The sequence below is a fragment of the Limosilactobacillus pontis genome, assembly GCF_002940945.1.
Lineage (GTDB): Bacteria > Bacillota > Bacilli > Lactobacillales > Lactobacillaceae > Limosilactobacillus > Limosilactobacillus pontis_A.
This window is the reverse complement of sequence record NZ_PNFV01000005.1, coordinates 136,752-153,009: the sequence shown is the minus strand read 5'-3', so window position 1 is coordinate 153,009 and position 16,258 is coordinate 136,752. Positions and strand designations below refer to the sequence as shown.

Genomic DNA, 16,258 nt, shown 5'->3' with positions numbered 1-16,258 from the left:
GAAAAAAGCTATCAATTTGTGAAGTAAGATTCGCTTTTGATACAAATTGCCTTTGTTTAGTAAAGCCTTTAGCTGAGGGCTCCGTAACCGGCTACCAGGAGGGCAATTACAACCATCGGCCATAGCAGAACGTGGACCAGGGCACCGATTAGCAGGATTATAAACAAGATCCCTAAAATCTTGAGAGTGAAGATGCCCAGCTTCCATAATATCCATAGGGCGAGTAGCAGTATCAGGATACTCATTTTCTTTCCTCCATTATTAATATTGCTAGCAGTATATCACCACCTTTTGCTGTCAAGGAAGGAAGTGAATTAAACTTTGGCACTTTCTTAACCTTGTGATAAAATATAGTTATCTAAATGGCTAATTAGCCGCGAAAAATACGATGGAGGAGGTGGTTACCATTCTGAATCGAACGAAGCAGTTTATGCGTGAAAATGATTTAATGTATAAAAAAGAATATATTCGTCCAATGATGACGCCACAGCACGTCTATGTCTTTCGGTTTGGTAAACACAGGCTAAATAATCGGGTAATCATTCGGTATTCCCATACATGGACTGGCCGTTTGAAGATCAACGAAATTGACGTCCGACTTCATCATCAACATCATCCGCGCATCTTCCTGACGGAGGCCGATCTAATCGACTATCTGAAGCACCACATGGAAAAGGAAAAGCGGCGGGAGAAAGAACGATCACGTGCCGATGATGGAGACGGAGAATAGTGATCGCAGAACTTGATCGTGACCATGATATTGTGGCCACGATTTTATTATTTAAGGAGGATTTTAAGTGGATTGGACAGCAGTAACCGTAATCACTTCTAGCGAGGCCGTTGAGGCGGTCAGCTATATTTTAACTAACGAAGGTGCTCAGGGAATTCAGATCGACGATGCCGCCGACTTTGCCCACCTTAAACCTGGACGGTACGGCAAACATGGTGAGATTGTCGACCCAAACACAATCCCGCATCGAACATCTGGAGCAGCGGTGACGGGCTACTTTCCAGCTAACACCTTTGTCCCTGAACTCCTGCCGACGATTCGACAGCGGGTTGCCAAACTTCATGACTATGGCTTAAACCCTGGAGACAACGCAGTTACGGCTGCCGTGGTTGATAACCAACAGTGGGCGACCGTCTGGCAGAAGTACTATCACCCACTACGGGTTACCAATGAACTGACGATTGTGCCCCAATGGGAAGAATATCAGCCGGACCAGCCTCAAGAGAAACTCTTGGTCCTCGACCCAGGGATGGCTTTTGGTACCGGGACACATCCAACAACTAAGCTGATGTTACAGGCACTGGAAAACGTCATCCGTGGTGGTGAATCCCTAATCGATGTCGGCACTGGTTCTGGGGTTTTGAGCATTGCGGCTAAGCAGCTGGGGGCCGGCACAGTCCAGGCTTATGACATTGACGAGGTTGCGGTTCGATCCGCCCAGAAAAATCTGGATCTGAACCCAGTTGCCAAGGATGTTAAGGTGGGTGTCAACAGCTTGCTCGACGGAATTCATACCCAGGTTGACGTGGTAGTGGCCAATATTCTCGCGGAAATTATCGTACCGCTGATTCCGCAGGCTTTTGCCAATCTGAAGCCTGGTGGTTACTTTCTAACTTCGGGGATTATTGACGATAAGTCGGCACTGGTTCGACAGAAGATTCAGGACCAAGGGTTTATTATTGATAGTGAGACCAAAATGGGCGACTGGCACGGGATTACCGCTCACAAGCCAACGGAGGATGAGGACTGATGCAACGCTACTTTATCGATCAATCAGCTAGTCAGCAAGAGTTTGAATTGCCTAAGGATGTTGCCCACCACTTAGTTACCGTTTTGCGGGCTCAGGTTGGCAGCCAGGTAGAACTGGTTTTAACCGATCACCAAGTTTACCTGGCCACGGTGACGGCCACGAATCCTGCTCGAGTCAAGATTGTCTGTAATCTCAATCGCGACAGTGAGCTGCCATTACGGGTCACCCTGCTCTGCGGTCTGCCTAAAACCAAGGAAAAGCCAGAGCTGATTGTACAGAAGGCTACCGAACTAGGGGCTGATCGGATTGTCTTCTTTGAATCTGCCCGCTCGATCAGTCATTGGGCAAAGAACAAGCAGGCTAAGAAACTGGCTCGCCTGCAGAAGATTGCTGATGGGGCGGCCGAACAGTCCCACCGCAACCGGCAGCCTCGGGTAGATTATTGTCCAGACTTGACGACGGCCCTAGCTGAGAACCCGGCAGACCAGCGGGTGGTGGCCTGGGAGGAGTCGGCTAAGCAAGGAGAAACAAGTGCTTTTCACCGGTTGCTGACCAGAATGGTACCGGGTCAGTCCCTGTTAGCGATTTTTGGCCCCGAGGGTGGTTTGACCAGTCAGGAAATCAATCAGATGCAGGAGGCCGGAGTAATCCCGATTGGCCTTGGTCCCCGGATCCTGAGGACGGAGACGGCACCGCTTTATTTTTTGGCGGCGGTTTCCTATGCCAGTGAGTTGGCAGTTACGCGTCATCAATGATGATACGGATTGTGATACAATAAAAAAGCAAAATTTGATAATAAGGTGTTGTAAAATGGCAATTTTCAAAAGCAAATGGCAAACGATTGATAAAACGCTTTGGGGGCTCGGAATCGTCTTCGGGATGCTGGTTCCCGTATTAGCTGACCGTTTACCCTTCTTAACCCGGGTCCACTGGATCGTTTGGTTTCTGCTAATCGTCAATGGTATCTATAGCATTTGGATTGGAAACCGGGTGGCCCGACGGCAGCTTAGCGTCTTCAACCTGCTGGTTTTCCCCGTGCTGTTCTTGCTGGCGGCCTATTTTTTCATGCCGCACTTTACTTATTACTTTGCACCTGCTTACTGGGCAGTCAGCTACTTGACCTGGGCCAGCCGGCAGAAATAAATTTGACGAAGGGGGAATGGGAATGTCACAAACGAGAGAGCTGACACATGATGATGTGCGCAGAATGGTTGCTTCTTATATGAATGATGAGCATGTGGCCTTGGTTGAGAAGGCCTACCACTTTGCCGCCGTCTGCCATCGTGACCAGCGGCGTAAGTCTGGAGAGCCTTATATTATCCATCCGATCCAGGTTGCAGGGATTCTGGCTGATCTCCAGATGGACCCGGAGACGGTCTGTGCGGGCTACCTGCACGACATTGCCGAGGATACCGGGGCAACGCTGGACGACATCAAGGAGCTGTTTGGCCCGACCATTGCCATGATCGTCGATGGTGATACCAAACTGGGCAAGATCCACTACAAGTCCAACCGGGAGCAGATGGCAGCAACCCACCGGAAGCTGCTTCTGGCAATGTCTAAGGATATCCGGGTGATGATTGTCAAACTGGCTGACCGGCTCCACAACATGCGGACCCTTCAGCACCTGCGGCCAGACAAGCAGCGGCGAATCTCCAACGAAACATTAGAGATTTATGCCCCAATTGCCGACCGACTGGGAATCAGCACGATCAAGTGGGAGCTGGAGGACTTGTCACTGCGTTACCTCAATCCGCAGCAGTACTATCGGATCGTTCACCTGATGAACTCGCGGCGTGACCAGCGGGTCGACTACATTAACAATGCCATCGGTCTGATCAAGGGGGCCGTTAGTGATCTGAAGCTGGGACCTAATGTTGAGATCTACGGGCGGCCCAAGCATATCTACTCGATTTACCGTAAGATGGTGACTCAGCATAAGCAGTTCAGTCAGATCTATGACCTATTAGCGATTCGGGTGGTAGTTGACACCATCAAGGATTGCTATGCTGTCTTGGGGGCTATTCACACTAACTGGAAGCCGATGCCAGGCCGTTTCAAGGACTATATTGCCATGCCTAAGACTAATGGCTACCAGTCCTTACATACTACAGTGATTGGACCCGAGGGCCGGCCGCTGGAAGTCCAAATCCGGACTCATAAGATGCATGAGGTGGCTGAATATGGGGTTGCCGCTCACTGGGCCTACAAGGAAGGCAAGACCAATGGGGTTCAACAGACCCGTGACAGTCAGAAACTGAACATCGTCAAGGAAATTCTTGAGCTGCGTCAGGAAAGCAACGGTACTGATGAGTTTATGCAGGGGGTTCAAAGCGACATCTTTACCGACAAGGTTTATGCGTTCACTCCTAAGGGAGACGTTATTGAGATGCCTAAGGGGTCCGGTCCCTTGGACATGGCCTACCAAATCCACACGGAGGTTGGAAACCATACGACTGGGGCCAAGGTCAATGGTCGGATCGTTCCCCTGGACTATGAGATCAAGAACGGTGAAATTGTTGATATCTTGACCTCACCGTCCTCGGCGGGGCCAAGCCGTGACTGGCTGGATATGGTCAAAACACGGCGGGCCCGTAATAAGATTCGTCAGTTCTTCCGTGCTCATGATCGGGAGCAGAACATTGAGCAGGGGAAGCAGATGATTGAAAGTGAGCTGCGTGAGGCCGGCTACAACCCGTTTGGCCTGCTAACGGACAAGAAGGCAGCTGATGTGGCGCAGGCCCTTCATTACAGCACTGCCGATGACATGTATGCAGCGATCGGCTTCGGTGACCTGGCCCCTGTGGGCGTCCGAAATCGGTTTACGGCAGATATTCGCCAGAAGGAAGAAAGTGACCGTCAAGCGGCCGCCCAACGAGCCCTCCTTGAGGAACATAAGACATTAGAGAAGCCTGACGAACGGGCTAAGCAGAAGCAGGCCAAGGCTTCTAGCGAGGGGATTGTGGTCGAAGGAGTCGATAACCTTCTCGTCCGGTTGAGTCACTGTTGTGATCCGGTCCCCGGGGATGAAATCGTCGGCTACATCACCAAGGGTCGCGGGGTCTCAGTCCACCGCAAGGACTGCCCGAACATCAAGGCAGCTGAAAAGAGCGGCCAGCGAATTGTCAGTGTCTACTGGGCTAATCCCAATGGCGACAAGACTAACTACGATGCCGATATCGAGGTTCAGGGATATAATCGTAATGGGATGCTGAATGACGTTTTGCGGTCCATCAATAACAGTACCCGCTTCTTGAGCTCGGTCAACGGGAAGGTCGATCACAATAAGATGGTGACGATCAGCCTGACGATCGGCGTTCGTAACCGGCAGCAGTTACAGTTGATCATGAACGCCCTGAAGAACATTCGAGACGTTTACGTTGTTAAGCGGGTCATTCGCTAGGAGGGAAATTATGCGTGTTGTATTACAAAAGGTAAACCGGGCCCAGGTATCTATCGCCGGGACCACTGTAGGAAAGATTGATAAGGGCTACATGCTCCTGGTTGGCTTTGCTCCTGACGACGGAGATGAGCAACTTGACTACCTTGTTCATAAGATTGTTAACCTGCGGGTCTTTGAGGATGAGAATGGTAAGATGAATAAGGGGTTAAAGGACGTCGGTGGATCCATTCTGTCGATCTCTCAGTTCACCTTGTATGCTGATACCCGACATGGCAACCGACCGGGCTTCACCGGGGCAGCCAAGCCTGACATTGCCGAGCCATTGTACGAGCGCTTCAACCAGAAGCTTGCCGCGACCGGGATTCATGTCGAAACCGGACACTTTGGGGCCGAGATGAAGGTGGATCTTGAGAACGCCGGACCAACCACTATCATCTATGAAAAGTAAAAAGATTCGTGATCTCAAGCGAGGTTACGAATCTTTTTGTTATGTCTAGTATTGAGCCAGGATTTGATCGACAGCACCACCATAGCTTTCACCAAAGAGGACCAGGTGCATGCAGAGGTAATAGAAGCGATACCACGGCAGCCGGTCGTTGATTCCCGGGGTGAACGGATAATCGGCAGCGTAGGCCCGGTAGAAATTGTTGTCAAATCCGCCGAATACTGTTGTCATGGCGAGGTCGAATTCCCGGTCGCCGTAAATGGCATCGGGATCGATCAGGTAGGGCTGGTCGTTTGAGAACATGAAGTTGCCTGCCCATAGGTCACCGTGAAGCAAACTTGGCCGGACCGTGTGCTCCCGATAATAAGCACTGAACTGTTTAACCATCTGGTCGAAGTGTTCTTGCCGCCACCGGTTCCATCGGCCACGGTCACTGGCTACCTGAACCTCGGGGAAGAGGCGTTGGTGGACGTAGAAATCAGGCCAGCTGGCGTTCCATGAGTTATCTTTGACCAGGGCCTTGGTGCGATGGTTATCGACGAAGCCAAACTTGTTATTGGGACTGTATTGCTGGTGCATAGCGGCGACAGCCCGGCCAAGGTCGGCCTGGCTGCCGTTGCTTTCGTTCAGCCAGTTTAAGACCAGGTAGGCGTTGCCATTAATTTCTCCGTTGTGGATAGGTGTCGGGGTATTGATGACTTTGCCAATGGCTTTCAGCCCATTGATCTCGTGAGCAAAGTACTTTGCTGGCTGGTTGGGCTGGATCTTGATAAAGTAGGACTGGCCGTCTGCCTCAATGCGGTAAGACTCGTTGATGTCACCACCACTGACGGGTTGGTAGCTGGTTAGCTGCTTGAATGGCAGTTGTTGAAACCACTGATGATTTAACGTACTCAAAAAACCACTCCTTTTTTGTGTTTAGGTTAATTATAACGAGCGTTGGCCAGGGATTCAAAACAGGGGAATTATGGGATGGGATATTGACAATTGGGGCCGGGACGAGTAAGGTAAAAAATGAAAATTTGATATTCATAACCAGTAATAAAAGAATGCTCGGTACCCCCAAAGAACCAGCGAGTGGGGATGGTGGAAGCCCACATTGCGAGGGACCGATTGACCCTTTTTATGGTTGGACGCAGTCCCGTCAGTTTGTTGACGTTATCATTGAGTTGATACCAAGGTGGTACCGTGCAGTAGAGCACCCTTGCAGACGCAGGGGTGCTCTTTTATTATTTTATGGATGAAAAGGAGCACTCGAGAATGAAGAGAACCAATTATTGTGGGGACACAAACGAACAGCAGGTTGGCCAAGAAGTCGTTTTAAAGGGGTGGGTTGCCAAGCGCCGTAACCTCGGTGGCCTGATCTTTATTGACCTTTGGGACCGAGAAGGGATCGTTCAGCTAGTCTTTAACGAAAAGGAAAATCCAGAAGCCTTTAAAGTAGCCAATGCTGTCCGTAACCAGTACGTCTTGGAGGTTACCGGGAAGGTCCAGCCCCGGGCTAAAAAGGAAATCAATCCTGACATGAAGACAGGGAAGGTCGAAGTGGCCGTTGAGAAGGTTACTGTCTTGGCCCGGTCTGAGACGACACCGTTTGATATCACCGACGGGGTCGATGCCTCAGAGGACTTGCGGATGAAGTACCGTTATCTGGATCTCCGGCGGCCGGAGATGATGAAGAAACTGATGCTGCGGTCTAAGGTGACCCATGTCATTCACCGCTACTTTGAGAAGAACGGCTTCCTGGACGTTGAAACTCCGGACCTGACCCGGTCGACGCCGGAAGGGGCCCGAGACTACATCGTGCCTTCTCGGGTCTACCCTGGACATTTCTACGCCCTGCCGCAGTCACCGCAATTATTCAAGCAGTTGCTGATGGCTGCCGGGGTCGACAAGTACTACCAGATTGCCAAGTGCTTCCGGGACGAAGACTTGCGTGGTGACCGTCAACCCGAATTTACCCAGGTCGACACAGAGATGTCCTTTGCTACACCACAGGATATTCAGGACATGACCGAGGGATTGATCAAGGACGTCATGAAAGAAGTCTTGGGGATTGACGTCAAGCTGCCATTCCCACGGATGGAATGGCAGGATGCCATGGATAAATATGGGACTGATAAGCCTGATACCCGATTTGGCATGCTGATTCACGACTTAAATGACATTGTTAAGGATTCCTCCTTCAAGGTCTTTTCCGGAACGGTGGCAGACGGCAACTATGTCCGTGCTATTGCGGTACCAGGTGGGGCCGACAAGTACTCACGTAAAGACATTTCCAAGCTGGAGGACTACATCAAACGGTACGGGGCCAAGGGACTGGCCTGGGTTAAGGTTACGGATGATGGTTATAGCGGTCCGGTTGCTAAATTCCTCACTGACAAGGCTGAAGCTATCAACCAGGAACTCGGCGCTAAGAACGGTGACCTGATCCTCTTCGTTGCCGGTAGCTTCCACGTGGTTTGCGACTCACTGGGTTACTTGCGGCGTCACTTTGGTCATGAACTTGGGCTGACCAACCCGAACCAATGGAATTACGTATGGGTGGTCAACTGGCCAATGTTTGAATACGACGAAGGCTTTGGCAAGTGGATCGCGGCCCACCACCCATTTACTATGCTGAATCCGGAAGATCTTCACTACTTAGAAGACGGTGAGGATCCACACAAGGCCCACGCTCAGAGTTATGACATTGTCCTGAATGGTCAGGAGATCGGTGGCGGATCCATCCGTATTCATGATCCAAAGGTCCAGGAAAAGGTTTTGAAGGCCCTGGGCTACACTAAGGAACGTGCGGAGGCTCGTTTCGGCTTCCTGCTCAAGGCCCTTACCCTGGGAATGCCGCCAGAGGGTGGATTGGCTATTGGCCTTGACCGTTGGGTAATGTTCCTGTCACAGGCCGATAACATCCGGGACGTAATCGCTTTCCCGAAGAATTCCAAGGCCGTGGAACCGTTAACCGCTGCCCCTGGTAAGGTCAGCCAGCAACAGCTTGATGACTTGAAGATTGAGTTTGGCAAAGACGTCGACTATAAGCTGGATAAGTAAAACTTATTTTCTGTAACTACTTTATAATAATCAGAACTAAAAGAGAGGCTGGGAGAAAACAGGTTTTTTCTCCCAGCCTTTTGCCGTTCTTACTACATGAAGTTTGTTATTGCGCCGGATTCATTTAAAGGGAGCCTAACTGCCAGGCAGGCTGCTAACGCGATTGCAAGGGGATTCACCGGGTTTATCCATTAGCTGATATACTCCGGTCACGATGGCTGATGGTAGTGGGCTTCAGTCTGGTGTAGCCCTGACGGCCGAAAATGGTGCCTGATTGATTAAGAAACTTAAGTAGTGCATAAGAAAAGGCTCGCCGTGAAGTGAGCCTTTTCTTATGCTGTTTATTTCAAAATCTTTTTTAAGAACTCCTGAGCCCGGGGACTGGTTGGATGGGCAAAGAAGTCACTTGGGTGGCCGGTTTCTTGGATATAGCCATCGGCCATGAACCAGATCTGATCGGCAACCTCCTTGGCAAAGCCCATCTCGTGGGTGACAACCACCATTGTCATCCCCGAGTTTGCCAAGTCCCGCATGACCTTCAATACCTCTTCAACCATTTCAGGGTCAAGGGCTGAGGTTGGTTCATCAAAAAGCATCACCGCTGGATTCATTGCCAGGGCCCGGGCGATGGCGACCCGTTGCTTCTGTCCACCGGAGAGCTGGTCGGGATACTGGTCAGCCTTATTGGCCAGGCCAACCTTAGTGAGCAGCTTCATTGCGGTCTGCTTAGCTTCATCTTCGCTGGTTCCCTTGACTTTAATTGGTGCGATCATGATATTTTTGAGGACGGTCATATTCGGGAAGAGGTTGAAACCTTGAAAGACCATTCCCATCTTCTGCCGGATCTGGTCGAGCTGCTTATCATTGAGTCCAACCAGGTTCTGCCCTTCGAAAAGTACCTGTCCGCTGGATGGCTGCTCTAGGGCATTGAGGCAACGGAGAAAAGTACTCTTTCCGGCTCCTGATGGCCCAATGACACAGATTACCTGACCCTGGTCAACGTGTTCAGTAATATCCTTTAAGACCACGTTATTTTTGAATTTTTTCTGTAGTTTCTTAACTTCAATCATCTTAGTGGGCATGTTTCATCTTCCTTTCAAAGTGCAACAGAATCCGGGAGAGGGTAAAGGTCAATACAAAGTAGATCAGCATAGTGATAAAAAGCGGCAGGACACCTTTGTAGGTAGCCGATTGGACCAGCTGAGTCTGATACATCAGCTCACTGACCCCGATGACGGATACTAGCGAACTGTCCTTCAGCAAGGTGATCAACTCATTGCCCAGGGCTGGCCAGATGTTCTTCAGTGCTTGGGGCATGATAACTTCTTGGAAGGTTGTCTTTTTACTCATTCCCAGACTTCGAGCTGCCTCGGTCTGGCCAAGTGGAATTGATTGAATTCCAGAACGGATAATTTCGGCAACGTAGGCCCCAGAGTTGAGTGAAACAGCGATGATCCCGGCAACCAGGGCTGGCATCGACTGAATAATGGCCCCAATTCCAAAGTATACAAACATGATCTGAACCATCATTGGAGTACCCCGGAGAAATTCAATGTAGCAAACGGCAATCGAGTGGAGCAATTTATTCTTGGACAGACGCATCAAGGCGAAGAGGGTCCCGAGAATAAACCCGCAGATGACAGAGACGATTGTGATGATCAGGGTGTATTCAATCCCTTTAGCGAAGTAACGCCAGTAGGAGAGCACCGTATTCTGCTTCTTATAGGACTTCATGTATTTTGAAGCCTGGGGAATCCACTGCTTGTTGACCAGGTCTTCGTCATTAACCTGTTTGATCGTTTTGTTAGCCGCAGCCTCCAAGGACTTATCCCCCTTAGGGAAAGCCATGGCGATATCGCCAGCTGTTGATGGCAGCTTCGAGTTGAAGGCATAGAGGTTGGAATTATTAGCGGCATAGGCCTTAGCGGTGGCTTCATCCATCAGGACGGCGGAAACCTTATGGGACTGGAGGCCAATGACCAGGTTGGACAGTTTGGCCAGCCCCTTGTTTTTAACACCGGGCATGTTCTTATCGATCATTGTTGACTGGAGAGTTCCGTTTTGGGCGCCGACAGTCTTGCCCTTGAAGTCTTTGGCTGTGCTGAACCGTTCCTTGTCTGCCTTGTTGATCAGGAAGTAGCTGTTTCCTGAGTAGTAGGTATTAGAAAAGTCAACACTCTTCTTACGCTCATTGGTAACGTTCATCCCGGAGATAATAACATCGATCTTACCGGTCTCAAGGGCGACAAGCAGGGAATCAAAGTCCATGTTCTTGATCACCAGTTTGACACCCAGATCCTTGGCAAACTGTTTGGCCAGGTCAACCTCAAAGCCGACGTACTCGGTTTTGCCATTCTTCTTGGTAGTAAACTCATATGGCGGGTAATCGGCACTCATTCCGACAACCAGGGTGCCTTTCTGCTTAATCTTTTGTAGTGAATCGTCCGTGGCCGCCTGACTACTAGTTGACGATGAGCTGACAGCACTGCTGGCACTGGATGAGCTTGTTGAGGTAGCCGCAAGGGCTGTGCTTGGCATCACCAGTGAGCATAACAGGATGAATAACATAAATAATTGCTTGAGATGTTTCATAGTGTTGGCTCCTTAATCTGAATTTATGATTGTTAGCAATATACACCAATATACATACTTATGCAATAAGAAACGGGAAAATAGTATAAATATACAATATTGATGAAAGGGATTACCTTGGCTTAAAGCCGGGGATGAAGGGATGATAAAAGTAGCTAATATTTGTGAAGAAGCGGATCGGCCCATGATCAAAGCAATTTATAATGGATAATTATGGAAGAATATGAATTATCGTCGAAATTAAGTTGATATTTGTTAAAAGAATTATTGACATGAAAGCCCTGATTAGGTACAATACCTTTTGTAGTGAAAAGGCGAACTTTCGTAGCCTTGTTACGTAACTTTAAGCTCGGAGGGAGGGAATCAACATGTCAAAAACAGTCGTTCGTAAGAATGAATCTTTAGACGACGCTCTTCGACGCTTTAAACGTTCAGTTTCACGTAACGGAACTCTGCAAGAATACCGTAAGCGTGAATTCTACGAAAAGCCTAGTGTACGACGGAAGTTGAAATCTGAAGCGGCACGGAAGCGCAAGAACAAGCGTGGTCGTCGTTACTAAAATTGTGTGCTCCTACCTTTTGCGGTGGGAGCTTTTTTCTTGAATGGAGGAGAAGACAATGAGTTTATTAAAGCAATTACAAACTGACATGATCACTGCGATGAAGAACAAGGACAAGGACACCTTGGCCGTTGTTCGGATGCTGAAGGCGGCGGTCCAAAACGCCCAGATTGAAGCTGGCCATGACCTGACACCAGATGAGGAAGTAGCTGTGATGTCACGGGAATACAAGCAACGCAAGGAGTCACTGGCAGAATTTAAGAAGGCTGGTCGTCAGGACTTGGTTGACAAGACTAATAACGAGATGAAGGTCGTTGAAAAGTATATGCCAAAGCAACTGACTGTTGACGATGTTAAGAAGATCGTCAGTGAGACGGTTCAAGAGGTCGGTGCAACTAGCATGAAGGACTTTGGCAAGGTCATGGGGGCCGTAATGCCGAAGGTTAAGGGTCAAGCTGATGGCAAGCTGGTCAATCAGACTGTTAAGGACGTCCTGAGCAACTGATAAGGTCCAATAGGTCAGTTCTACAATGTGGGGCTGGCTTTTTTGTTGGCTATTTTATAGGGTTGCATTAATGAACGTATTAATATTATATTAATGCGAGTATGGTGATTATTAACACCAGCTTTTGTGCTAGAATATAAGCCAAATAGTATTTGGAGGTAAATTAGTGTGTGTACTTCAATCATTTATAACGCCGGCGATGGCTATTTTGGTCGGAATCTCGACCTGGAAGTTTCCTTTGGTGAAGAGGTTGTAATCACCCCGCGGGATTACACCTTCAACTTCCGTAAGATGCCCAGCTTGGATCACCATTATGCCATTATCGGGATGGCCCTGGTAAAGGATAACTACCCGCTTTACTTTGACGGTGTCAATGAGGAAGGGTTGGGAATGGCCGGCCTGAACTTTGACGGCCCAGCCCATTTCTTCCCAGTGGCTGATAGCAAGGATAATGTCTCACCGTTCGAGTTCATTCCCTACGTCCTCGGTCAATGCAAGAACGTTGCCGAGGCCAAAAAACTGATGGCTAACCTGAGCCTGGTTAACATCAACTTCTCTGATCAGCTTAAGTTATCACCATTGCACTGGCTGATTGCTGACCGGTCTGGCAAATCAATTGTTGTTGAATCAACGGTAACTGGTCTGCATGTTTACGATAACCCGGTTGGTGTTCTGACCAATAATCCGGAGTTTCCACAGCAAATGACCAACCTGGCCAATTACCAGAGTATCTCTCCGGCTGAACCAACCAATACCCTGACTCCTGGGATTAAGTTGAATAGCTATAGTCGGGGGATTGGATCTCACCTCCTGCCAGGTGGAATGGATTCCGAGAGTCGTTTTGTCAAGGAAACTTTCACCAAGATGCACGCACCAGCTGGCAAGGATGAGGCCGAAAACGTTACGAATTACTTCCACCTCCTGCATGCGGTTGAACAGCAGAAGGGTCTGGACGAGGTTGCTCCCGATACTTTTGAGTATACGATTTACTCTGATGGGGTTAACCTGACGACTGGGACCTTCTATTACACGACCTACGAGAATAATCAGATCAACGCGGTTGCCATGCGCAACGCTAACTTGAATAGCAGCGACCTGGTTGCCTATCCACTTGTTACCAAGCAAGCTATCAACTACCAAAACTAAGAATCTTTACCTACCCATCACGATGTGCACCGTGATGGGTTTTTATTTGCAATCTTTATTCAAAAATACGGTATATTTTACAATATAAATAAAAAATTGCGAATATTTGTTGATTTTTATTCATGTGTAGCGTATATTCATTATCAAACTTAAATCAAACAAATGGAGGACGAGACATATGACAAAAGAAAAGATTGTTTTAGCATACTCCGGTGGTCTTGATACTTCGGTGGCAATTCCCTGGCTGAAGAACAAGGGTTACGACGTGATTGCCTGCTGTATTGATGTTGGCGAGGGTCTCGACCTGGAGGCCATCAAGCAAAAGGGGGACGCAATTGGTGCCTGGAAGTCTGTAGTGATTGATGCCAAACGCGACTTTGCGGAGCAGTTTGTTCTGCCAGCCCTGCAGGCTCATGCAATGTATGAACAGAAGTACCCGCTGGTATCCGCCCTTTCTCGTCCGCTGATTGTTCAGAAACTGGTGGCGGTGGCTAACGAGTATGGAGCAACGGCAATTGCCCACGGATGTACTGGCAAGGGAAACGATCAGGTTCGGTTTGAAGCCGGGATCCATGCCCTGGCACCGGACATGAAGATTGAGGATCCAATCCGGGATTGGCACTGGTCACGGGAGGAGGAAATTAAGTATGCCAAGGATAACGGTATTTCGGTACCAATCACCAAGGCCAGTCCATATTCGATTGACGAGAACCTTTGGGGGCGGGCTAATGAGTGCGGAATCCTGGAAGACCCGTGGGTAGCAGCACCGGCTGATGCCTACGCTCGGACCACACCGATTGAAGATACCCCAGATAAGCCGACGATCCTTGAAATTTCCTTTAAAGCAGGAGTGCCAACAGCAATTAACGGTGAGGAGCTACCTCTCGATGAACTGATTATGAAGCTCGATAAGGTTGCTGGCGAGAATGGAGTTGGCCGGATTGATCACGTAGAAAACCGGCTGGTCGGGATCAAGTCCCGGGAAATTTATGAGTGTCCAGCCGCAACCGTCCTTCTTGCCGCTCATAAGGATCTTGAAGATCTGACCCAGGAGCGGGAGGTTGCCCACTTCAAACCACTTGTTGAAAAGAAGATGAGCGAAATTATTTACAATGGTCTCTGGTACTCACCTTTGATGAATGCGATGGTGGCCTTTATCGATGCCACCCAGGGAGTTGTCAACGGGATTGTTCGGGTTAAGCTCTTCAAGGGTAATGTGATCTGCGAGGGGCGGAAGTCGCCAAATTCTCTCTACGACAAGAACCTGGCAACCTACACCGCTGCCGACGAATTCGATCAGGAGGCCGCTACCGGCTTCATCAAGCTCTGGGAACTGCCGGATAAGGTTTACGCCCAGGTTCAAAACCAGAGCCAGCACCATCAATCAGAGGAGGTTCATAATGCCGATTAAGAAGATGTGGGGTGGCCGGTTCGAAGCAGCGGGAGATAAACTCGTCGACAACTTTGGGGCCTCTATCGACTTTGATCAGGTGATGGCCAAGGAGGACATCATGGGCTCGCTGGCTCACGTGAAGATGCTGAAGACCACCAAGATCCTTTCAGCTGCCGACGCTGATCAGATCATTGCCGGTTTGGAGAAGCTGGCGGACCGGCTAGCCAAGGAAGGGTTACCCTTCACGGTGGAAAACGAAGATATTCACATGAATATTGAGGCTCTGCTGACTGCGGAGATCGGCCCGGTTGCTGGTAAACTTCACACCGCCAGGAGTCGAAACGATCAAGTGGCTACCGACCTCCACCTCTACGTCAAGGAACGCCTGCCTAAGATTATTGACCTGCTGGTAAAGCTGCAGACAGCCCTGGTTGACCAGGCGAGTGTCAACGTAACGACGGTGATGCCGGGCTACACCCATATGCAGCACGCCCAGCCGATCTCGTATGGGCACTACCTAATGGCCTATTTTCAAATGTTCCAGCGCGATGTCGAAAGGTTTCAATTTAATATGAAGCATACTGATGTTTCACCACTAGGGGCTGCGGCCCTGGCTGGTACTACCTTCCCGATTGACCGCAAACTGGCTGCCGACCTGCTGGGCTTCGATCATCCCTATGCTAATTCTCTGGATGCCGTTTCGGACCGGGATTTTGCCCTGGAATTCCTGAGTAACGCCAGCATCCTGATGGTTCATCTTTCTCGCCTGTGTGAGGAGTTAATCTACTGGTGTAGTTACGAGTTCGGCTACATTGAACTGGCCGACCAGTATTCGACGGGGAGTTCGATCATGCCCCAGAAGAAGAATCCTGACATGGCTGAGCTGATCCGGGGAAAAGCGGGACGGATTTTCGGTGACTTAACCGGATTGCTGACGGTGATGAAGGGACTGCCGTTGGCCTACAATAAGGATATGCAGGAGGATAAGGAAGGAGTCTTTGATGCGGTTAAGACGATCGTTCCCAGCCTGCAGGTGATGGTAGGGATGATCAAGACCCTCCATGTCAACAAAGATAAGATGGAACACGCCACCCACCACGACTTTGCCAACGCCACTGAGTTAGCAGACTACCTAGCCACCAAGGGTATTCCCTTCCGTCAGGCCCACGAGATCGTCGGTGAGTTAGTCCTTACGGGATTGAAGACTGGGACCAACCTGGCTGACATTCCACTGGAACAGTACCAGAAGATCAATCCACAGATTACTGCCGACGTCTATACGGTTCTCAATTCCCATACGGCAGTGGCTCGTCGTCACTCCCTGGGGGGAACCGGCTTTGACCAGGTGAAGCAGCAGATCAAGGCAGCTAGGGAATTGATCGAAAAGAATCAACAGTAACTAATGA

16 protein-coding genes and 1 pseudogene are annotated in these 16,258 nt (G+C 49.6%); 13 read left to right on the top strand and 4 right to left on the bottom strand.

Annotated features, from left to right (window positions below; all coding sequences use genetic code 11):
- Positions 1-68: 68 nt before the first annotated feature.
- The gene (locus CK797_RS09095) at positions 69-245 is read right to left on the bottom strand and encodes a hypothetical protein (RefSeq protein WP_181049531.1); all 177 of its coding nucleotides are present in this window, start codon (positions 243-245) and stop codon (positions 69-71) included.
- A 185-nt stretch (positions 246-430) separates the two neighbouring features.
- Here CK797_RS09095 and CK797_RS05745 point away from each other — a divergent pair, with 185 nt between their 5' ends.
- From CK797_RS05745 to dtd, 6 genes are all read left to right on the top strand, one after another.
- A complete protein-coding gene (locus CK797_RS05745; protein ID WP_181049535.1) occupies positions 431-730 on the top strand; it encodes a hypothetical protein in 300 nt (99 codons plus the stop codon).
- Positions 731-797: 67 nt separating this feature from the next.
- Positions 798-1,760, top strand: coding sequence for a 50S ribosomal protein L11 methyltransferase (prmA, locus tag CK797_RS05740; RefSeq protein ID WP_104688799.1), 963 nt, complete (start codon positions 798-800; stop codon positions 1,758-1,760).
- On the top strand, positions 1,760-2,515 hold the full coding sequence (locus CK797_RS05735) for a 16S rRNA (uracil(1498)-N(3))-methyltransferase (protein WP_104688798.1): 756 nt from the start codon (positions 1,760-1,762) through the stop codon (positions 2,513-2,515). The genes prmA and CK797_RS05735 overlap by 1 nt, the downstream gene beginning before the upstream one ends.
- A 55-nt stretch (positions 2,516-2,570) precedes the next feature.
- Entirely contained in the window at positions 2,571-2,903 is a 333-nt protein-coding gene (locus CK797_RS05730) for a hypothetical protein (protein ID WP_104688797.1), read from the top strand.
- A 22-nt stretch (positions 2,904-2,925) separates the two neighbouring features.
- Entirely contained in the window at positions 2,926-5,163 is a 2,238-nt protein-coding gene (locus CK797_RS05725) for a RelA/SpoT family protein (protein WP_104688796.1), read from the top strand.
- 10 nt (positions 5,164-5,173) lie between these two features.
- Positions 5,174-5,611, top strand: a complete 438-nt coding sequence (gene dtd / locus CK797_RS05720) for a D-aminoacyl-tRNA deacylase (RefSeq protein ID WP_104688795.1) — start codon at positions 5,174-5,176, stop codon at positions 5,609-5,611.
- Positions 5,612-5,656: 45 nt separating this feature from the next.
- Here dtd and CK797_RS05715 read toward each other — a convergent pair whose 3' ends face one another.
- The gene (locus tag CK797_RS05715; protein ID WP_104688794.1) at positions 5,657-6,505 is read right to left on the bottom strand and encodes a fructosamine kinase family protein; all 849 of its coding nucleotides are present in this window, start codon (positions 6,503-6,505) and stop codon (positions 5,657-5,659) included.
- A 363-nt stretch (positions 6,506-6,868) separates the two neighbouring features.
- On the opposite strand from CK797_RS05715, the gene aspS reads away from it, so the two are divergent.
- Both aspS and CK797_RS09245 read left to right on the top strand, forming a co-directional pair.
- The gene (gene aspS / locus CK797_RS05710) at positions 6,869-8,656 is read left to right on the top strand and encodes an aspartate--tRNA ligase (RefSeq protein WP_104688793.1); all 1,788 of its coding nucleotides are present in this window, start codon (positions 6,869-6,871) and stop codon (positions 8,654-8,656) included.
- Positions 8,657-8,752: 96 nt separating this feature from the next.
- Positions 8,753-8,882 (top strand): annotated as a pseudogene (locus tag CK797_RS09245) (glycerate kinase); the annotation flags it as partial.
- A gap of 115 nt (positions 8,883-8,997) precedes the next feature.
- On the opposite strand, the gene CK797_RS05705 reads toward CK797_RS09245, so the two are convergent.
- On the bottom strand, positions 8,998-9,738 hold the full coding sequence (locus tag CK797_RS05705; protein ID WP_104688792.1) for an amino acid ABC transporter ATP-binding protein: 741 nt from the start codon (positions 9,736-9,738) through the stop codon (positions 8,998-9,000).
- Positions 9,728-11,248, bottom strand: coding sequence for an ABC transporter substrate-binding protein/permease (locus tag CK797_RS05700; protein WP_104688791.1), 1,521 nt, complete (start codon positions 11,246-11,248; stop codon positions 9,728-9,730). The genes CK797_RS05705 and CK797_RS05700 overlap by 11 nt, the downstream gene beginning before the upstream one ends.
- 368 nt (positions 11,249-11,616) lie before the next feature.
- Here CK797_RS05700 and rpsU point away from each other — a divergent pair, with 368 nt between their 5' ends.
- From rpsU to argH, 5 genes are all read left to right on the top strand, one after another.
- On the top strand, positions 11,617-11,808 hold the full coding sequence (gene rpsU / locus CK797_RS05695) for a 30S ribosomal protein S21 (protein ID WP_047770440.1): 192 nt from the start codon (positions 11,617-11,619) through the stop codon (positions 11,806-11,808).
- Positions 11,809-11,866: 58 nt separating this feature from the next.
- Positions 11,867-12,313, top strand: a complete 447-nt coding sequence (locus CK797_RS05690) for a GatB/YqeY domain-containing protein (protein ID WP_104688790.1) — start codon at positions 11,867-11,869, stop codon at positions 12,311-12,313.
- A gap of 168 nt (positions 12,314-12,481) precedes the next feature.
- Positions 12,482-13,459 carry a choloylglycine hydrolase gene (gene bsh, locus CK797_RS05685; RefSeq protein WP_104688789.1) on the top strand — a complete coding sequence of 326 codons (978 nt, stop codon included), beginning with the start codon at positions 12,482-12,484 and terminating at the stop codon, positions 13,457-13,459.
- Between the two features lie 178 nt (positions 13,460-13,637).
- Entirely contained in the window at positions 13,638-14,870 is a 1,233-nt protein-coding gene (locus tag CK797_RS05680; RefSeq protein ID WP_104688788.1) for an argininosuccinate synthase, read from the top strand.
- Positions 14,860-16,251 carry an argininosuccinate lyase gene (argH, locus tag CK797_RS05675; protein ID WP_104688787.1) on the top strand — a complete coding sequence of 464 codons (1,392 nt, stop codon included), beginning with the start codon at positions 14,860-14,862 and terminating at the stop codon, positions 16,249-16,251. The genes CK797_RS05680 and argH overlap by 11 nt, the downstream gene beginning before the upstream one ends.
- Positions 16,252-16,258: the final 7 nt, after the last annotated feature.